The organism is Helicobacter cappadocius (genome assembly GCF_030688855.1).
Taxonomy (GTDB): Bacteria; Campylobacterota; Campylobacteria; order Campylobacterales; family Helicobacteraceae; genus Helicobacter_J; species Helicobacter_J cappadocius.
This window is the reverse complement of record NZ_JAUYZK010000003.1, coordinates 1-25,857: the sequence shown is the minus strand read 5'-3', so window position 1 is coordinate 25,857 and position 25,857 is coordinate 1. Positions and strand designations below refer to the sequence as shown.

Here is a 25,857-nt window from a genome sequence, read left to right as displayed (position 1 = left end):
CAAATTAAGCTTTATTCTATCATAAAAGTTTAGTATAAGTCAATCAACTTTATTTATAAAAATCATTCAAAATTTTTTGGAACTTTTTTTGCTAGAATAAGCCAAATTAAATGTATTAACTCGCCAAGAATTGAGAAAAGGATATGGATGCTAAGGAAGCTTGTTTTGTGCTGTTTGTCTATATATGGAGGTATTGTATTTGCAGATAATATAAAAAGTCCTCAAGATGCACTAATGAAAGGTGTCATAAATGGTCATATAGGAGCTTTTTTTCAGCAATCAACCAAGCAAGATCCGACTTATGGGGATTTGAATATGTCTTTGGCTTATCAATCTCAAAGATTTATGGGTTATAAGGTTGGGGCTGAAGCTTGGCTAGTTCCTAGACTTTATCAGGGGAAAACGGGAGATTTTGATAGAGCACAAGATCTATTTGTATTTACAAAACTTTATGGGGATTTTTACAACCAATATGAAAAATTTAAAATGACTTTGGGGCGATATGAGATAAATGAACAGTGGATAACTCACAATACAGAAGGATTGAGTCTGAGCTATGATAAGCTTGATAATATCTCTTTGAAATTTGTGTGGGCATTTAGAAATGCTTATGTTGAAAATTATTATTTGAGTGGTTTTAGAAAAATGTATGGTTGGGCTGGGGCAATTTTATTTCAAGGGGATATTCAAATTCCTAATGCTCCTGTAAAAATAAAACCTTATTTGTATTTTGCACCCGGAGTTTTTATTTCTCCTGGAATTGATGTGGATTTGCACTTACCACTAAAATCAGGAATTTATTTTGATAGTCATATTTATCTGCTTTCGTATGTAGCAGACAAAAAATATTATGGTGCTTCTGGATCAAGTGGTCTTGTATGGCTAGAAGGACTTGTAGGGCTTGGAAATATGCAAGGAGGTCTTGGACTTAGCACTGTTGGAGGTGGGCAGGGTGCTAATAGAATTGATGCGTTTGGACAACATACTCCGTTTGAACGTGCAACTGGTATGTTTTATGGAAATTCAACCACTATCTATGGATTTGCTAGTGCTGATATTACAAATTATGCAAAAATATATGGAGCATTAAGAGGAAGCTTTATTAATGGAAAAAGTGTTTTTAACTGGGAAGCAAAGGTTAATTTTACACCTATTAAGGGTGTAGAGTTGGGAATCAGTATTTTAGGTATGGCTAATCAAACCGATGCGATAGGCTATTTTAACGATACGAAGAACTATATCATGGGTAGAGGATTTGTTCAGTATAAATTTTAGTTTTATTGTATATAATTGTTAGATAATTTCAATATTTTGTAGGAGAGTTTCATGAAAAAGTTTATTTTAGGCTCAGTTATTTCTTGTGCTTTTTTTGGTGCAAGTCAGTTAGAAGCACTTGAGGTTACAGTTGACCCTTATGGGTATTTGGGTGCCTTGTATAATCAAGGGATTGAATCAAGCCCTCATAGTTATATAGGACTGACCGCAAGAGCTGGAGCGAATTTTTTATTAGACAATAACTGGAGTTTAGGACTAGGTGCTATTGGAGCTTGGAGTGTATTTAATAATGATACTATTCCAGGATCAAACAAGCCATACGATAACACAGGTGATATTTCAGATGCTTTTGTTAAATACAACACAGATAAATTAAAATTTGCACTTGGAAGATATAACACAGATTTTGCTGAGTTTGATTGGATAGCAGGGAATATTCAGGGAGCTTCTATAAAAATTCATGATAGGGGAATGAATTATTGGGGAATCTATATGGATTCAATGCTCTATAATGGTTATCAATATAGTGGCCAACAAGGCAACCGAATTGCTACAGAACTCAATTCCCTCGTGGCGTATAATTCTGGAGGTAAGAAAAATAAATATGTTGGTGGTGAAGTGATTGCCGCTGGGGTTGATTATACCTATAAGGCCTTTAGAATTTCTCCTTTTGTGCTTATTGATACTCAATTGCCAACAACAACAAAAGGTGTATTAGTGCAAGTAGGTGCTAAGGCTGGTTATGCGACAAGTATAGGCAGTGGTTTTTATTCTACTACACTCTTAAGAGGTATGTTTCAATATGGTGATACAGACGGAGTGGCTGGAGATGATATTTCTGGACTTATTTGGATTGATGAGGCCATTAAATATAAGATGTTCAATTTTGGGGCAGGTTTTTATGCTGTGATTGGAGCAGATAAAAAAGGTTCTCTTTATACCTTTAGTGATAGAACCAGGTTCTATGGTAGAGGAATCAATTCACCAGGTGTTCCAGCAATTTATTTTGCTAACGATACTATAACAGGCTATGTTTTCGGTGGCTTAGAGGTCAATAGGGTGAGATTGGATGCAATGGTAGCATTTGGAAATTATCAAGAGTATTCATTGGTTGCAGATTATAAACTTTGGCAACATAAAAATATGAAATTCAATGCCGGTGCAGGATATGTATATGCGTATTCTTCAAAAGCTCCTGCTAGTATAGGAAATAGTTCATTGATATTTTTTGGTAAATTCTCTTATTAGGACTAAAAAAAGATTTTATTTTGACGATTTAGCTAATGTGTGCATAAAAAATTCTATATTAAGGAATAGGAAATGAAAAACAAGATTTTTGGTTCGTTTGCATTAGCAGGAGCTCTTTTGGGTAGTCTTAGTGCTGCTGATTATGATGTATTTGGGCATATTGGAGGGACTTTCAATAAAGGTTTTTCAAATGGAAATAAAGCTTTTGATTATTCAAATGGCGAATATAAAAATGCAGATTATGCAGGATTGACAGCTCAATTAGGTTTGGATATAGGATTTGGAAATCTTCACATTGGTGCAGCCGGTTGGGGTGGATATGGATTTTATGGAAGTCCAAAAGACTATACAGGTAATGGCTATACTTATGGAGAGTCAAGATATACCAAAAAATATGGAGATTTGTCTGACTTGTATGTAAAATACGATGGTCAGATAGAATTAGCGGTAGGACGATTTGATACAGAGTTTTTAAAATCTGATTGGATCGCTGGACATACTCAGGGCGTAGCTGCTAAATGGGATAGCAAATATTTTGGCGTTTGGGCGACTTGGGTAAATGATTACGCTACTTATGGTTATAAACCAAATCGCTTTGGTTCTGAAATAAGTAGTTTTGATCGTTATTCTTCTAGTTTCAACCATTTTGATATTGGTAATAGAGACCTATTTGCTGGTGGTATCAATATCGATTTAGGGTTTCTCAAAATCGATCCATTTGTCCATTATTGGTTAGGTGGATATGGATATTATGGTGATGAAACTAATGCAGGTAACCATTCAATGATCCAAGCAGGAACAAAAGTTGCGTTGGAGTTTGGTAATGACGCAAGTATCAAATCTATCACTTCAGGCAGAGTTTTGTGGCAAAATATAATAGGCGTGGATAGCGATGATACCTTTTTGTTTTGGGCAGACGAGGAAGTGCGATTCAAAAATATGGTTAAAGTGGGTGCAGGTTGGTATTCTGTAGGGAAAAACAACGGTATTTATACCATCAATGATAGAAGCCGATTTTATGGGACAACCTATTTGACACCTAGCAAATCTAGCTATTTTGGTCAAAATGTGAGTAGCTGGTATATTTTTGCGGGATTTGAGAGTGAGATTGTTAATTTTGATTTGCTTTACGCAAATGGAGATTATAATGAATTTTCTGCGATTCTTTCATGGAATGTCTTTAAGGCAAAAAATGATCTAGCACTTGATATTGGCGGTGGTTATGTGAGTAATGGTTTTCAAAGCAAGGCTGTTCAGCAAAACAATGCCGTTATATTTGCAAAACTATCTTTTTGATAGTTTGAATTCATCAAGCCTTTTAAAGGCTTGATATTTTTTATTCTTTTTTATATTGCATTATTTCTTCTGATTAATATACCACTCAAAAACTTCTTTGACACCTTTCTCCAGTGTGATTTTTGGTTTCCATCCTAGAGAGTTTAGCTTGGAAGTATCTAAAAGCTTTTGATAAGTACCATCAGGTTTGGATTTGTCATAAATGATTTCTCCATCAAAGCCCACTATATTTTTTATTAAAGTTGCTAATTCTTTGATGCTTACATCGCTTCCATACCCGATATTAATATGAGTGTTGCGAATTTCTTTTGAGTTGTTTATGAGATCGTTAAAATTAATATTTTCCATAATATAAATACAGGCTTGTGCCATGTCGGAACTGTGTAAAAACTCTCTTCTAGGATTACCGCTTCCCCATACTTCTACAGAGTTTGACTTATTCAGCTTTCCTTCATAAAATTTTCGTATTAATGCAGGAAGCACATGAGAAGTATTAAGATCAAAATTGTCATTTTCACCATAAAGGTTTGTTGGCATTACAGAAATAAAGTTACAGCCATATTGCAAATTGAAAGCTTCACACATTTTAAGTCCTGCAATTTTAGCAATTGCGTAGGGCTCATTGGTATATTCTAATGTATCTGTTAATAGGTATTCTTCTTTTATAGGCTGAGGAGCATTCTTTGGATAGATGCAGCTTGATCCCAAGAAGAGTAATTTTTTAACCCCATTTTTGTAAGCACTATAGATAATGTTATTTTGAATCATCAGATTTTCATAAATAAAATCAGCACGATAAGTATTGTTAGCGATAATTCCTCCCACTTTTGCGGCTGCCAAAAAAACATATTCTGGCTTTTCTTTTTGAAAGAATTCCTCTACTTTTATGGTACTGCTTAAATCCAATTCAGATCGCGTTTTAAGTACAAGATTTTGATAACCCTTTGATAAAAGAGCTTTTTTGATGGCTGTTCCGACTAGACCATTATGACCTGCTACAAAAATTTTAGAATCTAACTTCATTTCTATCCTTATTTGAAACTCAAAAACTACGATTATTCAAAGTAGCTCAAAATCTCATAACCACCTTTTTGAAGATATTTATCTTTTTGAACGAGTTTAATATCTGATTGCATCATATCTTTTATAAGGCTTTTAAGATCATATTCTGGGACCCACCCAAGTTTATTTTTTGCTTTGCTTGCGTCTCCTATAAGGAGTTCAACTTCTGTTGGACGGAAATAACGTTCATCGACATTTATGACTTCTTTTCCTATAGGAAGCTGAAAATCTTTGTTTTCACATTTAACTACATAGCCTTTTTCCTGAATGCCTTCTCCGCGAAATTCAATATTGATACCGACTTCCTCAAAAGCTAATTTTACAAATTCACGAACTTCAGTTGTGATACCTGTAGCAATGACCCAATCTTCAGCTTCCTTTGCTTGAAGAATCATCCACATCATTCTTATGTAGTCTTTGGCATGTCCCCAGTCTCTTTTTGCAGATAGATTACCAAGATAGAGTTTATCTTGAAGTCCAAGTGCTATTTTTGCTACCCCGCGAGTTATTTTACGAGTTACGAAAGTTTCACCACGTATAGGGCTTTCGTGATTAAACAATATGCCATTACTAGCAAATATATTGTATGCTTCGCGATAATTGATAGTGATCCAATAAGCATATAGTTTTGCACAAGCATAAGGAGAACGTGGATAAAATGGGGTGGTTTCTTTTTGAGGAATTTCTTGAACTTTGCCAAATAATTCACTTGTAGATGCTTGGTATATTTTTGTTTTTTCTTTTAATCCTAAAAGTCTTACAGCTTCAAGAATTCTCAATGTTCCTATACCATCAGCATTTGCGGTGTATTCAGGTGTTTCAAATGATACTGCCACATGGCTCATTGCTGCTAGATTATAGATCTCATCAGGCTGAACTTCTTGGATTATGCGAGTTAGATTCATTGAATCGGTCATATCTCCATAATGCAGGATGAAGTCACGATTTTGAATATGGGGATCTTGATAGAGATGATCTATTCTATCGGTATTAAATAGGGAGCTTCTACGCTTCACTCCGTGTACTACATACCCTTTTTTAAGTAGAAATTCGGCTAAATATGCTCCATCTTGTCCTGTGATACCTGTAATTAGTGCAACTTTCATCCATGTCCTTGCTAGATTATTTGGATAATTTTAACACAACAAACTTTAAATTTTTGGAACCTTTTGATATGTTACATTGTTTTTTTGTTTTGTGTGGAGAGATTAGCATCTTCTAAAATCATCTTCAATTCTAACAATATCATCTTCGCCTAGATATTCCCCAACTTGTATTTCAATGATAACAAGATCGATTTTGCCTTGATTTTCTAATCGATGCAACTGCCCCATTGGAATATAGGTAGATTCATTTGCCTTAAGAAAAATTTCTTTGTCTCCACTTTTAACATTTGCACTTCCACTCACTACCACCCAATGTTCATTTCTATGGAAATGTTTCTGCAAACTAAGCCTACATTTAGGTTTAACAATGATTTGTTTGATTTTATAATTAGATGATTCCAAAAGCACTGTATAACTTCCCCATGGACGGTAAGCTGTCGTATGGATTTGAGTAAGTTCTGGGCGAGTTTTTTTAAGCTCTGTGACAATATCTTTTATAGCCTGAGATTCACCCTTTTTTGCTAAAAGTAACGAATCGTTTGTATCTACTATAATCAAATCCTTTATACCAATAGTTGCTACAAATTTATCCGAGAGTATAAAATTATTTTCGCTATTTTTTGCGATAATATCATTTCTTGAAGCGTTTCCTTGAGTATCCTTTGGCCATTCATCATTTAAGGATTCAAAGCTTCCTACATCACTCCAAGAAAAATCTCCAATAACACATTTGATTTTTTTGCTCTTCTCCATTAGTGCATAATCTATACTTATTTCAGGAATCTTTTCAGAAAGCTCAGAGTTTATACGAGTATATATTTCATTGTGATCTGAATTTTCATAGGCTACAATACAGGCATCATAGACTTTTTTTGAATATCGTTGCAATTCATCTAAAAAAACAGAGGCTTTAAAACAGAACATTCCGCTATTCCAGAAATGATTTCCTTCTTCAAGATATGTTTGTGCAAGTTTTTGGTCTGGTTTTTCGGTAAATTTTTTAACATTACCATTTTTTTCACATTCTATATATCCATAACCAGTGTGAGGGCTTTTAGGCTTTATTCCAAATGTTACTAGATAGTCATTTTTTGCATATTCTATAGCTTCTTGTATAGCTTTTTGGTAAGCTTTTGAATCTTTGATGAGATGATCGCTAGGGAGTGCTAAAATAATCTCATCTTTATCATATTTAAAAGCAGTATCCAATGCACTTAGACAGAGGGCAGGTGCTGTATTTTTTCCGATTGTTTCTAAAATATAACTTTGTATCTCTACTTTTGCCTGTTTTGCCTGATCTTGGGCAATAAAATAATTTACTTCATTTGCAATAATTTGAAAATGTGCATTATGAGACTTTATTAAAGGAGCATTTCTAAGGAGGGTTTGCGTAAAAAATGAACCACTCTCCAAAAGTGGAGCGAACTGTTTAGGCAGTAAAGACCGAGAAAGTGGCCAAAGTCTTGTTCCTGAACCGCCACAAAGTATTGCTATTGTCATAAGTGCAGTATCCTATTTTTGATTATAAACGAATTTCTAAATAATGTATTATAATATGAAAATTAGAAAAAATATATCAATAAATTAATGGAATTAAATTTTTCATAATGTTTCGGAATATTCTTATGGCACTTGACAAAGCTAGTGAAATTTTAATATAATTCCGCCCTTGCTTTAATAAATTGCAGGGTGTTTTTTAGTTTGCTGGTTTAGCTCAGTTGGTAGAGCAGCTGCCTTGTAAGCAGCAGGTCGGGGGTTCAAGTCCCTTAACCAGCTCCATTCAAACCTTAAACAGAATTCTCTGATTCAGTGTTTGACCAGTGTTAATTGAACTATAATTTCAGCTGTTGGGTGAGATACTCAAGTGGCCAACGAGGGCAGACTGTAAATCTGCTGACTATGTCTTCCGTGGTTCGAATCCACGTCTCACCACCACTAGATCATCTGATTTGAGTGCTGTTTTATAGTTTTTGCAAGATGCGGGAATAGCTCAGTTGGCTAGAGCATCAGCCTTCCAAGCTGAGGGTCGCGGGTTCGAGCCCCGTTTCCCGCTCCATTTTAACTGGGAGCTGAACTTCATAAAACTTAAAAGTTTTTTATAGCTCCAAAACTTGCCCATATAGCTCAGGGGTAGAGCACTTCCTTGGTAAGGAAGAGGTCGGCGGTTCAATTCCGCTTATGGGCTCCAGTTTTTCTAGATTTTGGTATTTGTGTTTTTAATATTTTGTTTAACATTATTATAAGGACACTTTTATTAGAATCAAAATTCAAATTTATTTCAGGAGAAAACAATGGCGAAGGAAAAATTTGTCAAGAATAAACCCCATGTTAATATTGGGACAATTGGTCACGTAGATCATGGTAAAACTACTCTAAGTGCCGCTATTTCTGCTGTTTTGTCTCTAAAGGGTCTTGCAGAAATGAAAGACTATGATAATATAGACAATGCTCCAGAAGAAAAAGAAAGAGGGATTACAATTGCAACTTCTCATATTGAATATGAGACAGAAAATAGACATTATGCACACGTAGATTGTCCTGGACACGCAGACTATGTTAAAAATATGATTACAGGTGCTGCTCAGATGGATGGAGCTATCTTGGTTGTATCTGCAGCAGATGGTCCTATGCCACAAACTAGAGAGCATATACTTCTTTCTAGACAAGTTGGAGTTCCATATATCGTAGTTTTCTTAAATAAACAGGATATGGTAGATGATCAAGAATTACTTGACTTGGTTGAAATGGAAGTTAGAGAACTTTTGAGTGCTTATGAATTTCCAGGTGATGATACTCCTATTGTAGCAGGATCTGCTTTGAAAGCATTAGATGAAGCAAAATCTGGCAATGTTGGAGAGTGGGGAGAAAAAGTATTAAAGCTTATGGCTGAAGTTGATAGATATATTCCAACTCCAGAAAGAGATACTGATAAGACTTTCTTGATGCCTGTGGAAGATGTATTTTCTATCGCTGGACGTGGAACTGTTGTTACAGGTAGAATTGAAAGAGGTGTTGTAAAAGTTGGAGATGAGGTAGAAATCGTGGGTATTAGAGATACTCAAAAAACTACTGTTACTGGTGTTGAAATGTTTAGAAAAGAACTAGACAAAGGAGAAGCTGGTGATAATGTCGGTGTTCTTCTAAGAGGAACCAAGAAAGAAGAAGTTGAAAGAGGTATGGTCTTATGTAAACCAGGTTCTATTACTCCTCACAAAAAATTTGAAGGTGAAATTTATGTTCTCTCAAAAGAAGAGGGTGGAAGACATACACCATTTTTTGATAACTATAGACCGCAATTTTATGTTAGAACTACAGATGTAACTGGTGCGATTAGATTACCACAAGGTGTTGAAATGGTTATGCCTGGAGATAATATTAAAATCAATGTAGAATTGATCAGTCCTATTGCTTTGGAATTAGGAACTAAGTTTGCTATCAGAGAAGGCGGTAGAACTGTCGGTGCTGGTGTTGTAACTAAGATTATTGAATAACAACTTAGGAAATAAAAATGAAGGTTAAAATAGGGCTAAAATGTTCTGAATGTGGTGATATTAACTACAGCACAACAAAAAACGCTAAAACAAATACAGAAAAACTGGAGCTCAAAAAGTTCTGCCCTAGGCTTAACAAACATACTGTCCATAAGGAAGTTAAGCTAAAAAGCTAGGAATTTTCCTAGCTTATAGGTCAGTAGCTCTAATGGTAGAGCATCGGTCTCCAAAACCGAGTGTTGGGGGTTCGAGTCCCTCCTGGCCTGCCATTTTTAAATTGGGTTATAATTTAGAAGTGAGATTTTATGAAAAAAATATTTACATATTATAGATTAGCTAAAGAAGAATTATCGAAGGTAATTTTTCCTACAAAAGAGCAAATAAGAAATGCTTTAATATCGGTGGTTATCGTAGTAACCGTTATTACTTTGTTCTTGGCATTGGTTGATCTTATTTTGTCTGCTTCTGTATCTAGTATTCTGTAAGTAGGAGAATTTATGTCATTAGATTGGTATGCTATACAGACTTATTCGGGTAGTGAGCAGGCTGTTAAAAGAGCAATTGAGAATCTTGTTAAAGAGTATCAAATTGGTGATCGTTTGAAGGAAATAGTTGTTCCTACAGAGGATATCATTGATGTTTCAAAAAAGACTAAAAATAAAGTTACAGAGCAGAGTTTATACCCTGGTTATGTTTTTATCAAAGTTGATTTAGATACTGCTCTTTGGCATAGAATACAATCTTTACCTAAAGTTGCACGTTTTATAGGTGAGAGCAAAAAACCCACACCTTTAGGAGAAGCTGATATTAATCATATTCTTGAAAAGGTCAAGAATCGTGCAGCACCTAAACCAAAAATATCTTTTGAATCTGGTGAAGTGGTAAGGATTGTAGAAGGACCTTTTGCTAATTTTACAGCAACAGTTGAGGAATATGATATTGAACATAGAAAATTGAAATTAAATGTTTCTATTTTTGGTAGAAATACTCCTATAGAAATACTATATTCACAAGTAGAAAAAATAGTATAAACAAAATATTTTTAAGGAAATAATATGGCAAAGAAAGTTGTTGGTGAATTAAAACTTCAAATCCCTGCTGGTAAGGCAAATCCTTCACCACCTGTAGGTCCTGCTCTTGGTCAAAGAGGTGTTAATATTATGGAGTTTTGCAAGGCGTTCAATGAGAAGACTAAGGATATGGGAAATTTTAATATTCCAGTTGTTATCACTATCTATCAGGACAAGAGCTTTACTTTTATCACAAAGAAGCCACCTGTGACTGATTTGATAAAAAAGACTGCAAATATTACAAAAGGCTCAGACAATCCTTTGAAAAACAAGATTGCTAAGCTAACTCAAGCACAGCTTGAAGAAATAGCAAATCTTAAAATGGAAGATTTAAATGCAAATACACTCGATGCTGCAAAGAAGATTGTAGCTGGTAGTGCAAGAAGTATGGGTATAGAAATCATTGATTGATTTTAAAATAATTTAATTATTGGAGTTTATGGTATGGAAAAAAAGGTAGCCAAAAGATTGCAAGGTTTGCTTTCAAAAATTGATAGTAATCGCACATATGATATAAGCACTGGAGTGAGTACAATTAAAACTTTAGCTTCTGCTAAATTTGATGAGACTGTTGAATTAGCTCTTAAGCTTGGCGTTGACCCAAGACATGCCGATCAAATGATAAGAGGGGCTGTTGTATTACCCCACGGCACTGGAAAAAAAGTAAGAGTCGCTGTTTTTGCAAAAGGATTGAAGGCTGATGAAGCTAGAAATGCTGGAGCAGATGTAGTTGGTGATGATGATTTGGCTGAAGATATAAAAAATGGTAACTTGAATTTTGATATGGTGATTGCTACCCCTGATATGATGGCACTTGTTGGAAAAGTTGGTAGAATACTTGGACCAAAGGGTTTAATGCCAAATCCAAAAACAGGTACGGTCACTATGGATATAGCAAAAGCTGTTACAAATGCAAAAAGTGGTCAAGTTAATTTTAGGGTTGATAAAAAGGGAAATATTCACGCTCCTATAGGCAAGGTTAGTTTTACTGAAGATAAAATTAAAGAAAATATGTTAGAATTAGTAAGAATGGTTAATAGACTAAAACCTGCTAGTGCTAAGGGGAAATATATTCGAGGTGGAATTTTGTCATTGACAATGTCTCCTTCTATTAAACTTGACTCGCAAGAGCTTATGGATGTGAAGTAAGTTCATAAAATAGCTTTATCTTTAGACTGAAGACAACAAGGGCTATGCTTAATTGAGAAATCACCTTGTAGAAGTCTAGTCTGGAAAGGAGGAAAAATGACCAAAAATGAAAAAACTCAAATGGTAGAGCATTTAAGTTCAGAATTCAAGAATGCTTCCGCATTGCTTGTTTGTGACTATAAGGGTCTGACAGTAAAAAGTTTAGAAGAACTCAGAATGTCTGCAAGAAAAGAGCAGGTTAAGGTTCAGGTTATTAAAAATACTTTGGCTAAAATATCTATGAGTAATGCTGGGTATCCTGATCTAGATTTGAAAGACACTAACATTTTTATTTGGGGAAATGATCAGATAGGTTTATCTAAATTAGTTGCAAAATTTGGTGAAGCAAACAAAGATAAATTTGCGATTAAGACTGGATGCTTTGATGGAGAAAGAGTTGAGCTAGATCATATTATGGCTATTTCTAAATTGCCTAGTAGAGATGAGCTTATTGGTATGCTTTTGTCTGTTTGGACAGCTCCGGCAAGATATTTTGTCACTGGATTAGACAATCTTAAAAAGCAAAAAGAACAAGAATAAAAACAAGGAGACTATTATGGCTATTACAAAAGAAGAGATTTTAGATTATATTGGAGGCTTGTCAGTTCTTGAATTATCAGAACTTGTTAAGGCTTTTGAAGAGAAATTTGGAGTTAGTGCAGCTCCCACAGTTGTTGCTGGGGCAGTTGCTGCTGGTGGTGCGGTCGCAGAAGAAAAAACAGAATTTAATGTTGTTTTACTTGATAGTGGTGCGAATAAAATTAATGTCATCAAAGCTGTTCGAGAAATTACTGGTCTTGGACTTAAAGAAGCTAAAGATGCCACAGAAAATACGCCCCATAATATCAAAGAAGGTGTAAATAAAGAAGACGCTGAAGCATTTAAGAAAAAACTTGAAGATGCTGGTGCTAAAGTTGAAATTAAATAATTTTCAGCGTAAAGATTTAGTTTTTGCCCAAAAGATAGATAATCTATTTTTTGGGCTATTTGTATTTATAGACACTCCAGATAAATTTAATGTTTAGAAATTGAATTTATTTGGAGTGTTTGACTCTTCTTAAATTCCACTGAGCGAAGGTTAAAATTATGCCAACAAAAGTTAAAACAAAAAATAGATTACGAATAGATTTTACAAAATTACCACAAAGTTTGGAAGTCCCAAATTTATTGTTATTGCAAAGAGATAGTTATGATTCTTTTTTGTCTCCTAAAGATGATAGAGAAAGTGGAATAGAAAAAGTTTTTAAATCAATATTTCCCATTCAGGATGCTCAAAATAGAATTACTCTGGAGTATGCTGGATGCGAGTTTGGAAAACCAAAATATACAATTAGAGAAGCTATGGAAAGAGGGATTACTTATGCAATCCCTTTAAAAATAAAAGTTAGACTTATTCTATGGGATAAGGATGAAAAAGGTGAAAAAACAGGCATTAAAGATATCAAAGAACAGAGTATATTTATTCGTGAAATTCCTTTAATGACTGACAGAACATCATTTATTATTAATGGTGTAGAAAGAGTTGTAGTAAATCAACTTCATAGAAGCCCGGGCGTAATTTTTAAAGAAGAAGAGTCAAGTTCATCTTTAAATAAGCTAATTTATACAGGACAGATTATTCCTGATAGAGGATCTTGGCTGTATTTTGAATATGATGCAAAAGATACTTTGTTTGTTCGAATCAATAAACGTAGAAAGGTTCCAGTTACCATACTTTTTAGGGCAATGGGATATAGCAAACAAGACATTGTAAGGATGTTTTATCCTTTGTTGAATGTTAGATATGATAAAAATAAATATCTTATACCCTTTAATCCAAGTGATTTCGATGGCAGAATTGAGTTTGATATTAAAGATTCTAATGGAGAGATTGTAATTCCTGCAGGAAAAAGATTGACTGCTAAAAAAGCAAAAGAACTTCAAGAGAAGGGGCTTGAATGGATTGAATATCCTTCAGAAATTTTGCTCAATCGCCATTTAGCAGAGCCCATCATAGATAAAAAAACAGGAGAAATTATTCTTGATACTCTTGCACAGCTTGATGAGGGAAAACTCAAGAAGTTAAAGGAATTAAAAATTAAAGAATTTACTATTGCTAATGACTTGGCTTTAGGATTTGACAATTCAATTATTAATTCATTTGTAGCAGATGCTGAATCTTTAAGATTGCTCAAGCAAACTGAAAAAATAGATGATGAAAATGACTTGGCAGCTATTAGAATTTATAAAGTTATGAGACCTGGAGAACCAGTTACCAAAGATGTTGCCAAACAGTTTGTAAAACAGCTATTCTTTGAACCTGAAAGATATGATTTGACTCGAGTGGGTAGAATGAAGATGAATCATAAGCTTGGACTGAATGTACCTGATTATGTAACTGTTTTAACACATGAAGATGTAATAGAAACCGTAAAATATTTGGTGAAGGTTAAAAATGGGCAGGGTAGAATTGACGATAGAGATCATCTCGGAAATAGAAGAATAAGATCCATTGGAGAGTTATTGGCAAATGAGCTTCATACAGGTCTTGTCAAAATGCAGAAAGCTATTAGAGATAAACTTACAACAATGAGCGGTGCTTTTGATACGATTATGCCACATGATTTGATTAATTCTAAAATGATCACAAGCACTATTATGGAGTTTTTCACTGGCGGACAGCTTTCGCAATTTATGGATCAGACTAATCCGCTTTCTGAAGTTACTCATAAAAGAAGACTCTCAGCACTTGGAGAGGGTGGTTTAGTAAAAGAAAGAGTTGGTTTTGAGGCAAGAGATGTTCATCCTACCCATTATGGAAGGATTTGTCCAATAGAAACACCAGAAGGTCAAAATATTGGTTTGATTAATACCCTTTCTACATTCACCAGAGTAAATGATCTAGGTTTCATAGAGGCTCCCTATAGAAAAGTTATAAATGGTAGAGTAACTGATGAAATCGTATATTTAACTGCTACTCAAGAGGACGGACATATTATCGCCCCAGCGAGTGCAAAAATAAATGACAAAGGAATGATTGTTGAAGACTTGATTGAAACAAGGGTTGGGGGAGAAATTATGCTCAATGAGAAAAGCAAAGTTACCTTGATCGATCTTAGTCCTAGAATGCTAGTAGGTGTTGCTGCTTCATTAATTCCATTTCTTGAACACGATGATGCAAACCGAGCCTTAATGGGATCAAATATGCAACGTCAGGCTGTACCTTTATTGCGTCCAGATGCTCCGATAGTCGGAACAGGTATAGAGAGAATTATTGCAAGAGATTCTTGGGAAGCAATCAAAGCTCTCAGAGGTGGCGTGGTTGAAAAAGTGGATGCTAGAAATATTTATATTTTAGGTGAAGATGAAAATGGTGCCTATATTGACTCTTATTCGTTGCAAAAAAATCTACGAACCAACCAAAATACTAGCTTCACGCAAAAACCTATTGTTAAAATGGGTGATGTAGTTGAAAAAGATCAAGTCATTGCAGATGGTCCAAGCATGGATAATGGCGAATTGGCTTTGGGTAAAAATATTAGAGTTGCGTTTATGCCTTGGAATGGTTATAACTTTGAGGATGCGATCGTTGTAAGCGAAAGAGTGATTAAAGAAGATGCTTTTACTTCTATTCATATCTATGAAAAAGAAATTGAAGCAAGAGAGCTTAAACACGGGATAGAAGAGATCACTTCAGATATTCCAAATGTTCGCGAGGAAGAAATCGCTCATCTTGATGGAAGTGGTATTGTAAAAATTGGAACCTATGTTAGTGGCGGCATGATTTTGGTTGGAAAAGTTTCTCCAAAAGGCGAAGTAAAACCCACACCTGAAGAAAGACTTTTAAGAGCTATTTTTGGCGAAAAAGCGGGACATGTTGTAAATAAATCTTTGTATTGTCCTCCTTCATTGGAAGGAACAGTTGTTGATGTAAAGATATTTACCAAAAAAGGCTACGAAAAGGATTCTAGAGCTATCAGTGCTTATGAAGAAGAAAAAGCAGTTTTGGATATTGAACATCATGATAGACTGACAATGCTCAATCGCGAAGAAATGTTAAGAATAAGCCTGATGCTTTCTAAAGAAAAGTTAGATGCTGATGCTCTTATCAATGAAAAGAAATATAAAAAAGGTGATATGATACCCAAAGGTGAGATTGCCAATATCAATCGATTTGCACTTAATACCTTGGTTAAAAGTTATTCAAAGGCTGTTCAGGCACAATATGAACAAATCAAGACTAATTTCTTGGAGCAGAAAAAAACATTAGGAGAAGAGCACGAAGAAAAACTCTCTATTCTGGAAAAAGATGATATTCTTCCAAGCGGTGTTGTCAAACAAGTTAAGATATATATCGCCACAAAAAGAAAACTAAAAGTCGGAGATAAAATGGCTGGAAGACATGGAAACAAAGGTATTGTTTCCAATATCGTTCCTGCTGTTGATATGCCTTACACTTCAGATGGAGAACCTGTTGATATTGTTTTGAATCCTTTGGGTGTTCCAAGTCGTATGAATATTGGACAAATTCTAGAAGTTCATCTAGGGTTGGTAGGCAAACAATTTGGTCATCAACTTTTAGAGATTTTAGAACAACAGAAAGGAGCTTTTGTTAAGGAGCTTCGTGCAAAAATGTTGGAAATAGCAGAAATAGTCAATGAAGCTGAGCCTGATATTATTGATGTTATCAAAAAATGTTCCGATCAAGAATTGCTTGATTATGCAAGAGATTGGAGTAATGGGGTCAAGTTTGCTATTCCTGTGTTTGAAGGGATTTCTCAAGAAAAATTCAATAAATTATTTGAAATGGCAAAAATTGCTACTGATGGCAAAATAGCTTTATATGATGGAAAGACAGGCGAGAAAATGAGAGAAAGGGTTAATGTCGGCTATATGTATATGCTCAAACTCCATCATCTCGTAGATGAAAAAGTTCATGCGAGAAGCACAGGACCTTATTCACTTGTTACACAACAACCAGTTGGGGGTAAGGCGTTGTTTGGGGGACAAAGATTTGGAGAGATGGAAGTGTGGGCATTAGAGGCTTATGGGGCAGCACATACGCTCAAAGAGATGCTCACTGTAAAATCAGATGATGTTAAAGGAAGAGAGAATGCCTATAAAGCCATTACAAAAGGTGAGCATGTTGGCGAATCTGAGATACCTGAGACCTTCTATGTTCTAACAAAAGAACTTCAATCTTTGGCATTAGATGTGAATATTTTTGGTGACGATATTGATGAAGATGGGAATCCCAAACCAATTGTTGTCAAAGAAGAAGAACGACCTAAAGATTTTAATTCTTTCCAATTGGTATTGGCTAGTCCAGAAAAAATCCATTCTTGGAGCCATGGCGAAGTTAAAAAACCCGAAACTATCAACTATAGAACACTTAAACCAGAAAGAGATGGACTATTTTGTACCAAGATTTTTGGACCTGTTCGCGATTATGAATGCTTGTGTGGTAAATATAAGAAGCCTCGATATAAAGGCATTGTTTGTGAAAAATGTGGCGTTGAAGTCACAAGTTCAAAAGTTCGAAGGTCTCGAATGGGGCACATTGAGCTTGTAACTCCAGTTGCTCATATTTGGTATGTGAGTTCGCTTCCTAGCAGGATTGGTACATTGCTTGGTGTGAAGATGAAAGATTTAGAGAGAGTGCTCTATTATGAGGCCTACATCGTAAAAGATCCTGGTGAGGCATTTTATGATAATGAATCTACTAAGCCTGTAATGAAATACGATGTTTTGAATGAGGAGCAGTATCAAAATATTTATCAAAGATTTGAAGATAAGGGATTTGTTGCCCAAATGGGTGGTGAAGCCGTAAAAGAACTGCTAGAACAACTAGATTTAACTGTATTGTTACAAAATCTTAGAGAAGAAGTAAAGGGTACAAACTCTGAGGCAAAAAAGAAAACTATTGTCAAGAGATTAAAAGTTGTAGAAAGCTTCTTGAATTCTGGTAATCGTCCAGAATGGATGATGCTTACTGTTTTGCCAGTGTTGCCACCTGATTTAAGACCTCTTGTAGCACTTGATGGTGGAAAGTTTGCCGTGAGTGATGTGAATGATTTGTATCGAAGGGTTATTAACAGAAACCAAAGATTAAAAAGGTTGATGGAGTTAGATGCCCCTGAAATAATTGTTAGGAATGAAAAAAGAATGCTTCAAGAAGCAGTGGATGCATTATTTGATAATGGAAGAAATGCAAATGCTGTTAAAGGTGCAAATAAAAGACCTCTAAAATCTCTTTCTGAAATTATTAAGGGCAAACAAGGAAGATTTAGACAAAATCTACTTGGAAAACGCGTTGATTTCTCTGGAAGAAGTGTTATTGTAGTAGGACCAAACCTCAGGATGGATCAGTGTGGTTTGCCTAAAAACATGGCTTTAGAACTTTTCAAACCACATCTTTTGGCAAAATTAGAAGAGAAGGGCTATGCCACAACATTAAAACAAGCTAGAAAGATGATCGAGCAGAAGACAAATGAGGTTTGGGAGTGTTTGCAACAAATTGTAGAGGGTTATCCTGTGCTACTTAACCGTGCTCCAACTTTGCATAAACAATCTATACAGGCTTTCCATCCTAAATTGATTGACGGAAAAGCTATCCAGCTCCACCCCCTTGTCTGTTCCGCATTTAATGCTGACTTTGACGGGGATCAAATGGCGGTTCATATACCTTTATCTCAAGAAGCGATTGCTGAGTGCAAAATATTAATGCTAAGTCCTATGAATATTTTATTACCTGCTAGTGGTAAGGCGGTAGCAGTTCCTAGTCAGGATATGGTTCTAGGGTTGTATTATCTTTCTTTGGAGAGAAATGGTGTAAAAGGTGAGCATAAATTATTTGGAAATATTAATGAAATTATGATAGCCATCGATTCAGATGAATTAGATATCAATGCTAAAATCCGCACTGTTATTGAACGTAGAGTGTTGCATACAACAGCAGGTAGATTAATTTTAAAATCTGTTTTGCCAGATTTTGTTCCTGTAAATTTATGGAACAAAGTGATGAAAAAGAAAGATATTAGTGCTCTTATTGATTATGTTTATAAAGAGGGCGGTATTGGTATGACTGCAACTTTCTTGGATAATCTTAAAAATTTAGGGTTCCAGTATGCAACAAAAGCAGGAATTTCAATCTCTGCAGATGATATTATTGTTCCGCAAGATAAGCAAAAAGTAGTGAGCGTAGCAAAAAATGAGGTCAAAAAAATTCAAGCTCAATACGATCAAGGCTTGCTAACTGAACAAGAGAGATATAATAAAATTATAGATATCTGGACAGATACAAACAATAAAATGGGCAAAGAGATGATGGCATTGGTTGAGGCTGATAAGGGAGGGTTTAACTCTATCTATATGATGGCTGATTCTGGTGCTAGAGGTTCTGCAGCTCAGATTAGACAACTTTCGGCCATGAGAGGGTTGATGGCGAAACCAGATGGCACTATTATTGAAACTCCTATTATTTCGAACTTCAAGGAAGGTTTGAATGTTTTGGAATATTTTAACTCTACTCACGGAGCTAGAAAAGGTCTTGCTGATACCGCTCTTAAAACAGCGAATGCAGGGTATTTGACAAGAAAACTTATCGACGTTTCTCAAAATGTTAAGGTTATCATGGAAGATTGTGGCACTCACGAAGGTATTGAGATTACTGATATTACAGTGGGTAGTGAGCTTATTGAACCACTAGAAGAGAGAATTTTTGGTAGAGTGTTAGCTGAAGACATCATTGATCCAATCACAAGTGAAATTCTCTTGAGTGCAGGAACACTTATTGATGAAGAAAAAGCGAAGAAAATTACAGAATCTGGAGTTAAGTCAGCTATCATTAGAACACCTGTTACTTGTAAGGCTGAAAAAGGTGTTTGTGCAAAATGTTATGGTCTCAATCTTGGGGAAGGAAAAATGTCCAAACCAGGAGAAGCAGTAGGGGTTATTGCAGCTCAATCTATTGGTGAACCCGGAACTCAACTTACACTTAGGACATTCCACGTCGGAGGAACAGCTTCTAGAAGTCAAGAAGAGAGAGAGATTTTGGCAGAAAAAGAAGGCTTTATCAGGTATTACAATTTAAAAACCTACAAAAATAAAGAGGGTAAAAATATCGTGGCTAATAGAAGAAATGCCGCTGTATTGGTTGTGGAGCCCAAAATAAAAGCACCATTTGATGGAGTGCTTAAAATTGATAATGTTCATGATGAAGTGATTGTAAGTGTAAATAACGATAAACAGGAAAGTAAGTTTATATTAAGAAAAGGTGATGTAGCTAAACCAAATGAACTTGCAGGGGTGAGCGGTAAAATTGAAGGTAAGATATTTTTGCCTTATAGCACTGGTCATCGCGTAAAGGCAGGTGGAAGTATCGTTGATATTATAAAAGATGGATGGAATATACCAAACCGTATTCCATATGCAAGTGAAATTGTCGTAGATGATAATGCTCCTATTGCTCAAAAAATTTATGCCAAAGAAAAGGGCGTTGTAAAATACTATACATTAGAGGCAGATCATTTGCAGCGAAACAAAGATATCAAAGAAGGACATATCGTCAAAGAAAAAGGTATTTTTGCTGTTGTTGCTGACGAAAATGGAAGAGAGGCTATCAGGCATTATCTAGCAAGAAGTTCGAAAATATTGGTAGGTGATAATAGCAAGGTCGATCCACAAACTCTCCTTGCAGAGCCCGAGTCCGATATTAAAAATATCATTGCACTTTGGGATCCTTATAATAATCCAATTATTTCAGATAAAGCCGGGGTTGTTAAATTTGAAGATATTATTCCAAGTGTGACGGTTGCAGAAAAAGAAGATGAAAATACAGGTACGACCAATTTAGTCGTGAATGAGTATATTCCTGCTGGATATAAACCTAGTATTTTGGTTGATTGCGGGAAAGGTGAGGTGCTAAGATATGTACTTGAGCCTAAAACTTCTATTTCTGTTACAGAGGGTTCGAAGGTTGAAGTTGCTGATATTTTGGCAAAAACACCAAAAGCCACAGTTAAATCTAGAGATATTACTGGAGGTCTTCCTAGGGTTTCTGAGCTATTTGAAGCAAGAAAACCAAAAGATATTGCGATTTTATCAGAAATAGACGGAGTCGTAAGTTTTGGAAAACCTATCAGAAACAAAGAGCGTATCATTGTCACTTCCGATGACGGAAGGAGTACAGAATATCTTGTGGATAAAAACAAGCAGATTTTAGTTCATGCTGAAGAGTTTGTTCATGCTGGAGAAGCGATGACAGATGGCGTGGTTTCAAGCCATGATATTTTAAGGATTAGTGGTGAGAAAGAATTACATAAATATATTGTAAGTGAGGTTCAACAGGTTTATAGACGACAAGGGGTTAGTATCGCTGATAAACACATAGAGATAATTGTCTCTCAAATGTTGCGACAAGTAAGAATTGTAGATAGCGGGAATACTAAATTTATTGAAGGCGATCTTATTAGTAAGAGACATTTTAAAGATGAAAATGAAAAAACTATTAGATTAGGCGGTGAACCTGCTATAGCCGAGCCAATTTTATTGGGTATTACAAGAGCAGCAATAGGAAGCGATAGTATTATTTCAGCTGCTTCTTTCCAGGAGACTACAAAGGTTCTCACTGAGGCAAGTATCGCTGCGAAGAAAGACTTCTTGGAAGACTTAAAGGAGAATGTTGTTTTAGGAAGAATGATTCCTGTAGGAACAGGTCTTTATAAAAACAAGAAATTTGTTGTTAAGCTAGATATGCAAGACTAAATATTTGTCTATCTAAGATAAATAAAAGATTTTTTGGTGTAGAATTACACCATTTATTTAAATTTACAAAAGGAATTAAATAGTGCCAACCATCAATCAGTTAGTCAGAAAAGAACGAAAGAAAGTTATTAAGAAAACCAAGTCTCCAGCATTGTTGGAATGTCCTCAAAGAAGAGGTGTTTGCACACGTGTTTATACGACAACACCAAAGAAACCTAACTCAGCTTTGAGAAAAGTTGCTAAAGTTAGACTTACAAGTAAGGTTGAAGTTATCAGTTATATTCCTGGAGAAGGTCATAATCTCCAAGAGCACTCTATCGTACTTGTTAGAGGTGGAAGGGTAAAAGACTTACCTGGTGTTAAGTATCATATAATTAGAGGTGCATTAGATACTGCTGGTGTTGCGAAAAGAACGGTTTCTAGAAGTAAGTATGGTGCAAAAAAAGCTAAAGCTGGTTCTGATAAAAAATAAGGAAGGAATTAAATGAGAAGACGAAAAGCTCCAACAAGAGAGATTTTGGGTGATCCTATTTATGGCAATAAGGTTGTAACGAAGTTTATCAATAAAATGATGTATGATGGTAAAAAAAGCATTGCTGAAAAAATCATTTATGCTGCATTTAATAAAATTGAAGAAAAAAGTGGAGAAAAGGGGATTGAGGTATTTGAGAAGGCACTCGAAAAGGTAAAACCTTTGGTTGAAGTAAGAAGTCGAAGGGTTGGCGGGGCAACTTATCAGGTTCCTGTAGAAGTTAGACCTGTTAGACAGCAGTCTTTATCTATTCGATGGATACTTGAAGCAACAAGAAAGAGAAATGAACGAACAATGACAGATAGATTGGCAAATGAATTGATGGATGCTGCAGGTGATAAGGGTGCAGCATTCAAAAAAAAGGAAGATGTGCATAAAATGGCTGAGGCAAACAAAGCTTTTGCTCATTATCGATGGTAATTTTAGAGTGATTTTATCACTCTCTTCTTTGAACTTCATCTATCATATAAAATTTTCAAATTAAGGAAAAAAATGGCAAGAAAAACACCATTAGAAAGAATCAGAAATATCGGTATAGCTGCTCATATTGATGCTGGAAAGACAACTACTTCAGAGAGAATACTTTTTTATACAGGCGTCAGTCATAAAATAGGTGAAGTGCATGATGGTGCAGCGACTATGGACTGGATGGAACAAGAAAAAGAAAGGGGTATCACCATTACATCTGCTGCGACAACCTGTTATTGGAAAGATTGTCAAATAAATCTTATTGATACTCCTGGACACGTTGATTTTACGATTGAAGTTGAAAGATCTATGAGGGTCTTAGATGGTGCTGTTGCTGTGTTTTGTTCAGTTGGTGGAGTTCAGCCACAGAGTGAGACTGTTTGGAGACAAGCGAATAAATACGGTGTTCCAAGAATGGTTTTTGTAAATAAAATGGATAGAATTGGAGCTAATTTCTACAATGTTGAATCTCAGATCAAACAAAGATTAAAAGCTAATCCTGTTCCTATTAATATTCCAATTGGAGCAGAAGATACTTTTAAGGGGGTTGTTGATCTTATTGAGATGAGAGCTATTGTCTGGAATGATGAGACAATGGGTGCTAAATACGATATTGAAGAAATACCTGCAGATCTTATAGATAAGGCAAAAGAATATCGAGAAAGACTTATTGAAGCTGCTGCTGAACAAGATGAAAATTTGATGGAAAAATATTTAGGCGGGGAAGAATTGACTGCTACAGAGATAAGAAAAGGCATTAAAATAGGTTGTCACAATATGAGTCTCATTCCAATGCTTTGTGGATCGTCTTTTAAAAATAAAGGTGTCCAAACTCTCCTTGATGCGGTTGTTGAATTTTTACCCTCTCCTACAGAGGTTGTGGATATTAAAGGGATTGATCCTAAAACAGAAGAAGAGATTCATGTTGAATCTACTGATAATGGAGCTTTTGCAGGACTTGCATTTAAAATAATGACAGATCCTTTTGTGGGGCAACTTACATTTGTTCGTGTTTATAGGGGGATGCTAGAGTCAGGAAGCTATGTTTTTAATTCTACAAAAGGCAAAAAAGAACGTGTTGGAAGACTCTTAAAAATGCATTCTAACAAACGAGAAGATATAAAAGAAGTTTATGCTGGAGAGATTTGTGCTTTTGTTGGTCTTAAAGACACACTAACAGGAGATACGCTATGCGATGATAAGGCTCCTGTTATACTAGAGAGAATGGAATTTCCAGAACCTGTTATTCATATTGCTGTTGAGCCAAAAACAAAAGCAGATCAAGAAAAGATGGGTGTGGCATTGGGCAAGTTAGCAGAAGAAGATCCAAGCTTTAGAGTAAGCACACAAGAGGAAACTGGACAGACGCTTATAGGTGGTATGGGCGAACTTCATCTAGAGATTATTGTAGATCGTTTAAAAAGGGAATTTAAAGTTGAGGCTGAAATAGGACAACCTCAAGTTGCGTTCCGCGAAACTATTAGGTCTTCTGTAAATAAAGAATGTAAATATGCAAAACAATCTGGTGGTAGAGGTCAATACGGGCATGTATTTATTAAGCTAGAACCTAAAGAGCCTGGCGAAGGTTACGAATTTTCCAATCAAATTTCAGGTGGGGTTATTCCAAAAGAATATATTCCTGCGGTTGATAAAGGAATTCAAGAAGCTATGCAAAGTGGCGTTTTGGCTGGTTATCCTGTTGTGGATTTTAAAGTTACGCTCTATGATGGTAGTTATCATGATGTGGATTCTTCTGAAATGGCATTTAAAATCGCAGGTTCTATGGCGTTTAAAGATGCTTGTAGAGATGCGAATCCTGTTTTGCTTGAGCCGATGATGAAAGTAGAGGTCGAAATTCCAGAGGAATATATGGGAGATGTTATTGGGGACTTGAATCGTAGGAGAGGACAGATTAATTCTATGGACGATAGAATGGGACTTAAGATCGTAAATGCCTTTGTGCCATTAGCAGAGATGTTTGGTTATTCTACAGATCTTCGCTCTGCAACACAGGGTAGAGGAACTTATTCAATGGAATTTGATCATTATGGAGAAGTTCCATCCAATATCGCCAAGGAAATAGTAGAAAAACGCAAGGGCTAGTCTTAATAATTCAATTCTTTTAGATTTATCTAAGAGTATTGAATTATCTTTTTTTTGTAATGAATTATTTCTCAAGTTTAAATATCTTAAGTTTTACTCACCATGAAAAATTAAAACTAAAATAGTGTTATGTATAGATTAAAACATTCAGATTCATTTTGAATCTGAATGTAGATTATTTAATATAAAATCCGACAGTTATGCTTGCATCACTACTATTATAATCTATCGCATAGTTCATATAATTTACAGAGAATTTTGCACCAAAATGATCGTTAAAATCGTGTTTTACGCCAATTGTAATACCAGTTCCAAATCCATTAAAATGATTGTTTTTAAGACGCAAACCATCAATTGTGTCAGAATCTCTAATAGTTCCCTTTAGTCCTACAAATCCAAGCGTATTGTTTTGACCAAAGTATAAAAATGCACTTGCCCCATATTCATCACCATTTTTAAAACTCATATCGTTGTATGCTTGAGTCATATTCAGTCTATAGTAGAGTTGTGTTACACTAGTGAAAAAAATATTTTCATTACCTGCACTTGAAACTAGGTTTATAAAAAATGTATGCCCTTTGAAATAGTTTATATGCGAATCAGAGTTATTAAATATCGCATTATCTATGATATCTGAGTTATCACCTATAATAAGGCGGAAAGTATCACTTTTATATAATGTAGCCATAAGTCCAATATTTGCATTCGCAAAATTTATTTTTTTAGTAAGACCGCCTTCATCTCTGGAGGATGAAAATTGATAATAACCATTTCCATTGGCAAAAAATTCAAAATAATTAAAAAGTCCATATCTAAAATTAAGATTTAACATCACATTGTTTTGTACAATGTCTTCACTTTTTACATATGAAGGGATAGGAATATATTGACCGTTTATACCGGAAATATCTGAAAGATAAGGAGCGGATGTATTTCCTAGTCGGTTTGTCAAGGAATTTGAAATATCTACATCTAATACAAAATCATTACCATCTAGCACATCACCCTCTATGGGAGGTCTGGCAGAGACCACATTGAGGGCAAGAGCTAGGATAAAAAGAAAATATATATTTTTCATTTTTTCTCCTGCTTATTTTGATTGAAAAGATTTAACGAAATAGTTTATCGCCAATCCAATTCCCAAACTGAACAGCAACAGGAGTGAGAGCAGCTCCTAAAAGTCCTAGAAAAAAACCTTCTCCTTGCGTATTCTTCATCTCTTCATTATCTAATACCATCGCATTAGCTTTACCACCAAAGAGCATCGCTTCATC

Annotated in this window: 19 protein-coding genes and 5 tRNA genes; 20 read left to right on the top strand and 4 right to left on the bottom strand. The window is 35.2% G+C overall.

From position 1 onward, the window contains the following. Positions 1-147 precede the first annotated feature (147 nt). The 3 genes from Q5I06_RS02570 to Q5I06_RS02560 all read left to right on the top strand — a co-directional run bounded on the left by Q5I06_RS02570 (position 148) and on the right by Q5I06_RS02560 (position 3,819). On the top strand, positions 148-1,275 hold the full coding sequence (locus tag Q5I06_RS02570; protein WP_305517625.1) for an outer membrane family protein: 1,128 nt from the start codon (positions 148-150) through the stop codon (positions 1,273-1,275). Positions 1,276-1,326: 51 nt separating this feature from the next. Continuing rightward, positions 1,327-2,523: a hypothetical protein gene (locus tag Q5I06_RS02565; RefSeq protein WP_305517624.1), complete on the top strand. Its 1,197-nt coding sequence runs from the start codon at positions 1,327-1,329 to the stop codon at positions 2,521-2,523. Between the two features lie 72 nt (positions 2,524-2,595). Then, on the top strand, positions 2,596-3,819 hold the full coding sequence (locus Q5I06_RS02560) for a hypothetical protein (RefSeq protein WP_305517623.1): 1,224 nt from the start codon (positions 2,596-2,598) through the stop codon (positions 3,817-3,819). Between the two features lie 60 nt (positions 3,820-3,879). Here Q5I06_RS02560 and Q5I06_RS02555 read toward each other — a convergent pair whose 3' ends face one another. The 3 genes from Q5I06_RS02555 to Q5I06_RS02545 form a co-directional block, all read right to left on the bottom strand. Further along, complete coding sequence (locus Q5I06_RS02555) at positions 3,880-4,842, bottom strand: GDP-L-fucose synthase family protein (protein WP_305517622.1); 963 nt, start codon at positions 4,840-4,842, stop codon at positions 3,880-3,882. A 32-nt stretch (positions 4,843-4,874) separates the two neighbouring features. Beyond that, on the bottom strand, positions 4,875-5,987 hold the full coding sequence (gene gmd / locus Q5I06_RS02550) for a GDP-mannose 4,6-dehydratase (RefSeq protein WP_305517621.1): 1,113 nt from the start codon (positions 5,985-5,987) through the stop codon (positions 4,875-4,877). 102 nt (positions 5,988-6,089) lie between these two features. Continuing rightward, positions 6,090-7,487, bottom strand: coding sequence for a mannose-1-phosphate guanylyltransferase/mannose-6-phosphate isomerase (locus tag Q5I06_RS02545; RefSeq protein WP_305517620.1), 1,398 nt, complete (start codon positions 7,485-7,487; stop codon positions 6,090-6,092). 203 nt (positions 7,488-7,690) lie between these two features. Between Q5I06_RS02545 and Q5I06_RS02540 the strand changes: the two genes are divergently transcribed. From Q5I06_RS02540 to fusA, 17 genes are all read left to right on the top strand, one after another. Beyond that, positions 7,691-7,766 (top strand) — tRNA-Thr (locus Q5I06_RS02540). Positions 7,767-7,837: 71 nt separating this feature from the next. After that, a tRNA-Tyr gene (locus Q5I06_RS02535) sits at positions 7,838-7,922 on the top strand. Positions 7,923-7,966: 44 nt separating this feature from the next. After that, positions 7,967-8,043, top strand: a tRNA-Gly gene (locus Q5I06_RS02530). A gap of 57 nt (positions 8,044-8,100) precedes the next feature. Continuing rightward, a tRNA-Thr gene (locus Q5I06_RS02525) sits at positions 8,101-8,175 on the top strand. 103 nt (positions 8,176-8,278) lie between these two features. Further along, positions 8,279-9,478 (top strand): elongation factor Tu, encoded by a 1,200-nt coding sequence (gene tuf, locus Q5I06_RS02520; protein ID WP_305517619.1) that lies wholly within the window; start codon positions 8,279-8,281, stop codon positions 9,476-9,478. Positions 9,479-9,495: 17 nt separating this feature from the next. After that, a complete protein-coding gene (gene rpmG, locus Q5I06_RS02515; RefSeq protein ID WP_095273449.1) occupies positions 9,496-9,654 on the top strand; it encodes a 50S ribosomal protein L33 in 159 nt (52 codons plus the stop codon). 17 nt (positions 9,655-9,671) lie between these two features. After that, positions 9,672-9,747, top strand: a tRNA-Trp gene (locus Q5I06_RS02510). Between the two features lie 36 nt (positions 9,748-9,783). Next, on the top strand, positions 9,784-9,963 hold the full coding sequence (gene secE / locus Q5I06_RS02505; RefSeq protein WP_095295591.1) for a preprotein translocase subunit SecE: 180 nt from the start codon (positions 9,784-9,786) through the stop codon (positions 9,961-9,963). A 12-nt stretch (positions 9,964-9,975) separates the two neighbouring features. Then, positions 9,976-10,509, top strand: coding sequence for a transcription termination/antitermination protein NusG (nusG, locus tag Q5I06_RS02500; RefSeq protein ID WP_305517618.1), 534 nt, complete (start codon positions 9,976-9,978; stop codon positions 10,507-10,509). Positions 10,510-10,533: 24 nt separating this feature from the next. Then, entirely contained in the window at positions 10,534-10,959 is a 426-nt protein-coding gene (gene rplK, locus Q5I06_RS02495) for a 50S ribosomal protein L11 (protein ID WP_305517617.1), read from the top strand. A 33-nt stretch (positions 10,960-10,992) separates the two neighbouring features. After that, positions 10,993-11,697, top strand: coding sequence for a 50S ribosomal protein L1 (rplA, locus tag Q5I06_RS02490; protein WP_305517616.1), 705 nt, complete (start codon positions 10,993-10,995; stop codon positions 11,695-11,697). Positions 11,698-11,793: 96 nt separating this feature from the next. Further along, the gene (rplJ, locus tag Q5I06_RS02485; RefSeq protein ID WP_305517615.1) at positions 11,794-12,276 is read left to right on the top strand and encodes a 50S ribosomal protein L10; all 483 of its coding nucleotides are present in this window, start codon (positions 11,794-11,796) and stop codon (positions 12,274-12,276) included. 16 nt (positions 12,277-12,292) lie between these two features. Continuing rightward, complete coding sequence (rplL, locus tag Q5I06_RS02480) at positions 12,293-12,664, top strand: 50S ribosomal protein L7/L12 (protein WP_305517614.1); 372 nt, start codon at positions 12,293-12,295, stop codon at positions 12,662-12,664. Positions 12,665-12,822: 158 nt separating this feature from the next. After that, the gene (locus Q5I06_RS02475) at positions 12,823-21,480 is read left to right on the top strand and encodes a DNA-directed RNA polymerase subunit beta/beta' (RefSeq protein ID WP_305517613.1); all 8,658 of its coding nucleotides are present in this window, start codon (positions 12,823-12,825) and stop codon (positions 21,478-21,480) included. Positions 21,481-21,562: 82 nt separating this feature from the next. Continuing rightward, positions 21,563-21,952, top strand: coding sequence for a 30S ribosomal protein S12 (gene rpsL, locus Q5I06_RS02470; RefSeq protein WP_095295598.1), 390 nt, complete (start codon positions 21,563-21,565; stop codon positions 21,950-21,952). A 12-nt stretch (positions 21,953-21,964) separates the two neighbouring features. After that, positions 21,965-22,432, top strand: a complete 468-nt coding sequence (rpsG, locus tag Q5I06_RS02465) for a 30S ribosomal protein S7 (protein ID WP_305517612.1) — start codon at positions 21,965-21,967, stop codon at positions 22,430-22,432. A 72-nt stretch (positions 22,433-22,504) separates the two neighbouring features. Next, a complete protein-coding gene (fusA, locus tag Q5I06_RS02460) occupies positions 22,505-24,583 on the top strand; it encodes an elongation factor G (protein ID WP_305517611.1) in 2,079 nt (692 codons plus the stop codon). A gap of 175 nt (positions 24,584-24,758) precedes the next feature. On the opposite strand, the gene Q5I06_RS02455 is transcribed toward fusA, so the two are convergent. Then, the gene (locus Q5I06_RS02455) at positions 24,759-25,661 is read right to left on the bottom strand and encodes a hypothetical protein (RefSeq protein WP_305517610.1); all 903 of its coding nucleotides are present in this window, start codon (positions 25,659-25,661) and stop codon (positions 24,759-24,761) included. Positions 25,662-25,857: the final 196 nt, after the last annotated feature.

Coding starts and splice junctions, on each gene's coding strand:
- secE (WP_095295591.1), top strand. CDS start 9,784: ATGAAAAAAATATTTACATATTATAGATTAGCTAAAGAAGAATTATCG.
- Q5I06_RS02555 (WP_305517622.1), bottom strand. CDS start 4,842: ATGAAGTTAGATTCTAAAATTTTTGTAGCAGGTCATAATGGTCTAGTC.
- tuf (WP_305517619.1), top strand. CDS start 8,279: ATGGCGAAGGAAAAATTTGTCAAGAATAAACCCCATGTTAATATTGGG.
- fusA (WP_305517611.1), top strand. CDS start 22,505: ATGGCAAGAAAAACACCATTAGAAAGAATCAGAAATATCGGTATAGCT.
- rplK (WP_305517617.1), top strand. CDS start 10,534: ATGGCAAAGAAAGTTGTTGGTGAATTAAAACTTCAAATCCCTGCTGGT.
- Q5I06_RS02475 (WP_305517613.1), top strand. CDS start 12,823: ATGCCAACAAAAGTTAAAACAAAAAATAGATTACGAATAGATTTTACA.
- rplA (WP_305517616.1), top strand. CDS start 10,993: ATGGAAAAAAAGGTAGCCAAAAGATTGCAAGGTTTGCTTTCAAAAATT.
- rpsG (WP_305517612.1), top strand. CDS start 21,965: ATGAGAAGACGAAAAGCTCCAACAAGAGAGATTTTGGGTGATCCTATT.
- Q5I06_RS02455 (WP_305517610.1), bottom strand. CDS start 25,661: ATGAAAAATATATATTTTCTTTTTATCCTAGCTCTTGCCCTCAATGTG.
- rplJ (WP_305517615.1), top strand. CDS start 11,794: ATGACCAAAAATGAAAAAACTCAAATGGTAGAGCATTTAAGTTCAGAA.
- rplL (WP_305517614.1), top strand. CDS start 12,293: ATGGCTATTACAAAAGAAGAGATTTTAGATTATATTGGAGGCTTGTCA.
- gmd (WP_305517621.1), bottom strand. CDS start 5,987: ATGAAAGTTGCACTAATTACAGGTATCACAGGACAAGATGGAGCATAT.
- Q5I06_RS02570 (WP_305517625.1), top strand. CDS start 148: ATGCTAAGGAAGCTTGTTTTGTGCTGTTTGTCTATATATGGAGGTATT.
- nusG (WP_305517618.1), top strand. CDS start 9,976: ATGTCATTAGATTGGTATGCTATACAGACTTATTCGGGTAGTGAGCAG.
- Q5I06_RS02560 (WP_305517623.1), top strand. CDS start 2,596: ATGAAAAACAAGATTTTTGGTTCGTTTGCATTAGCAGGAGCTCTTTTG.
- Q5I06_RS02565 (WP_305517624.1), top strand. CDS start 1,327: ATGAAAAAGTTTATTTTAGGCTCAGTTATTTCTTGTGCTTTTTTTGGT.
- rpmG (WP_095273449.1), top strand. CDS start 9,496: ATGAAGGTTAAAATAGGGCTAAAATGTTCTGAATGTGGTGATATTAAC.
- Q5I06_RS02545 (WP_305517620.1), bottom strand. CDS start 7,487: ATGACAATAGCAATACTTTGTGGCGGTTCAGGAACAAGACTTTGGCCA.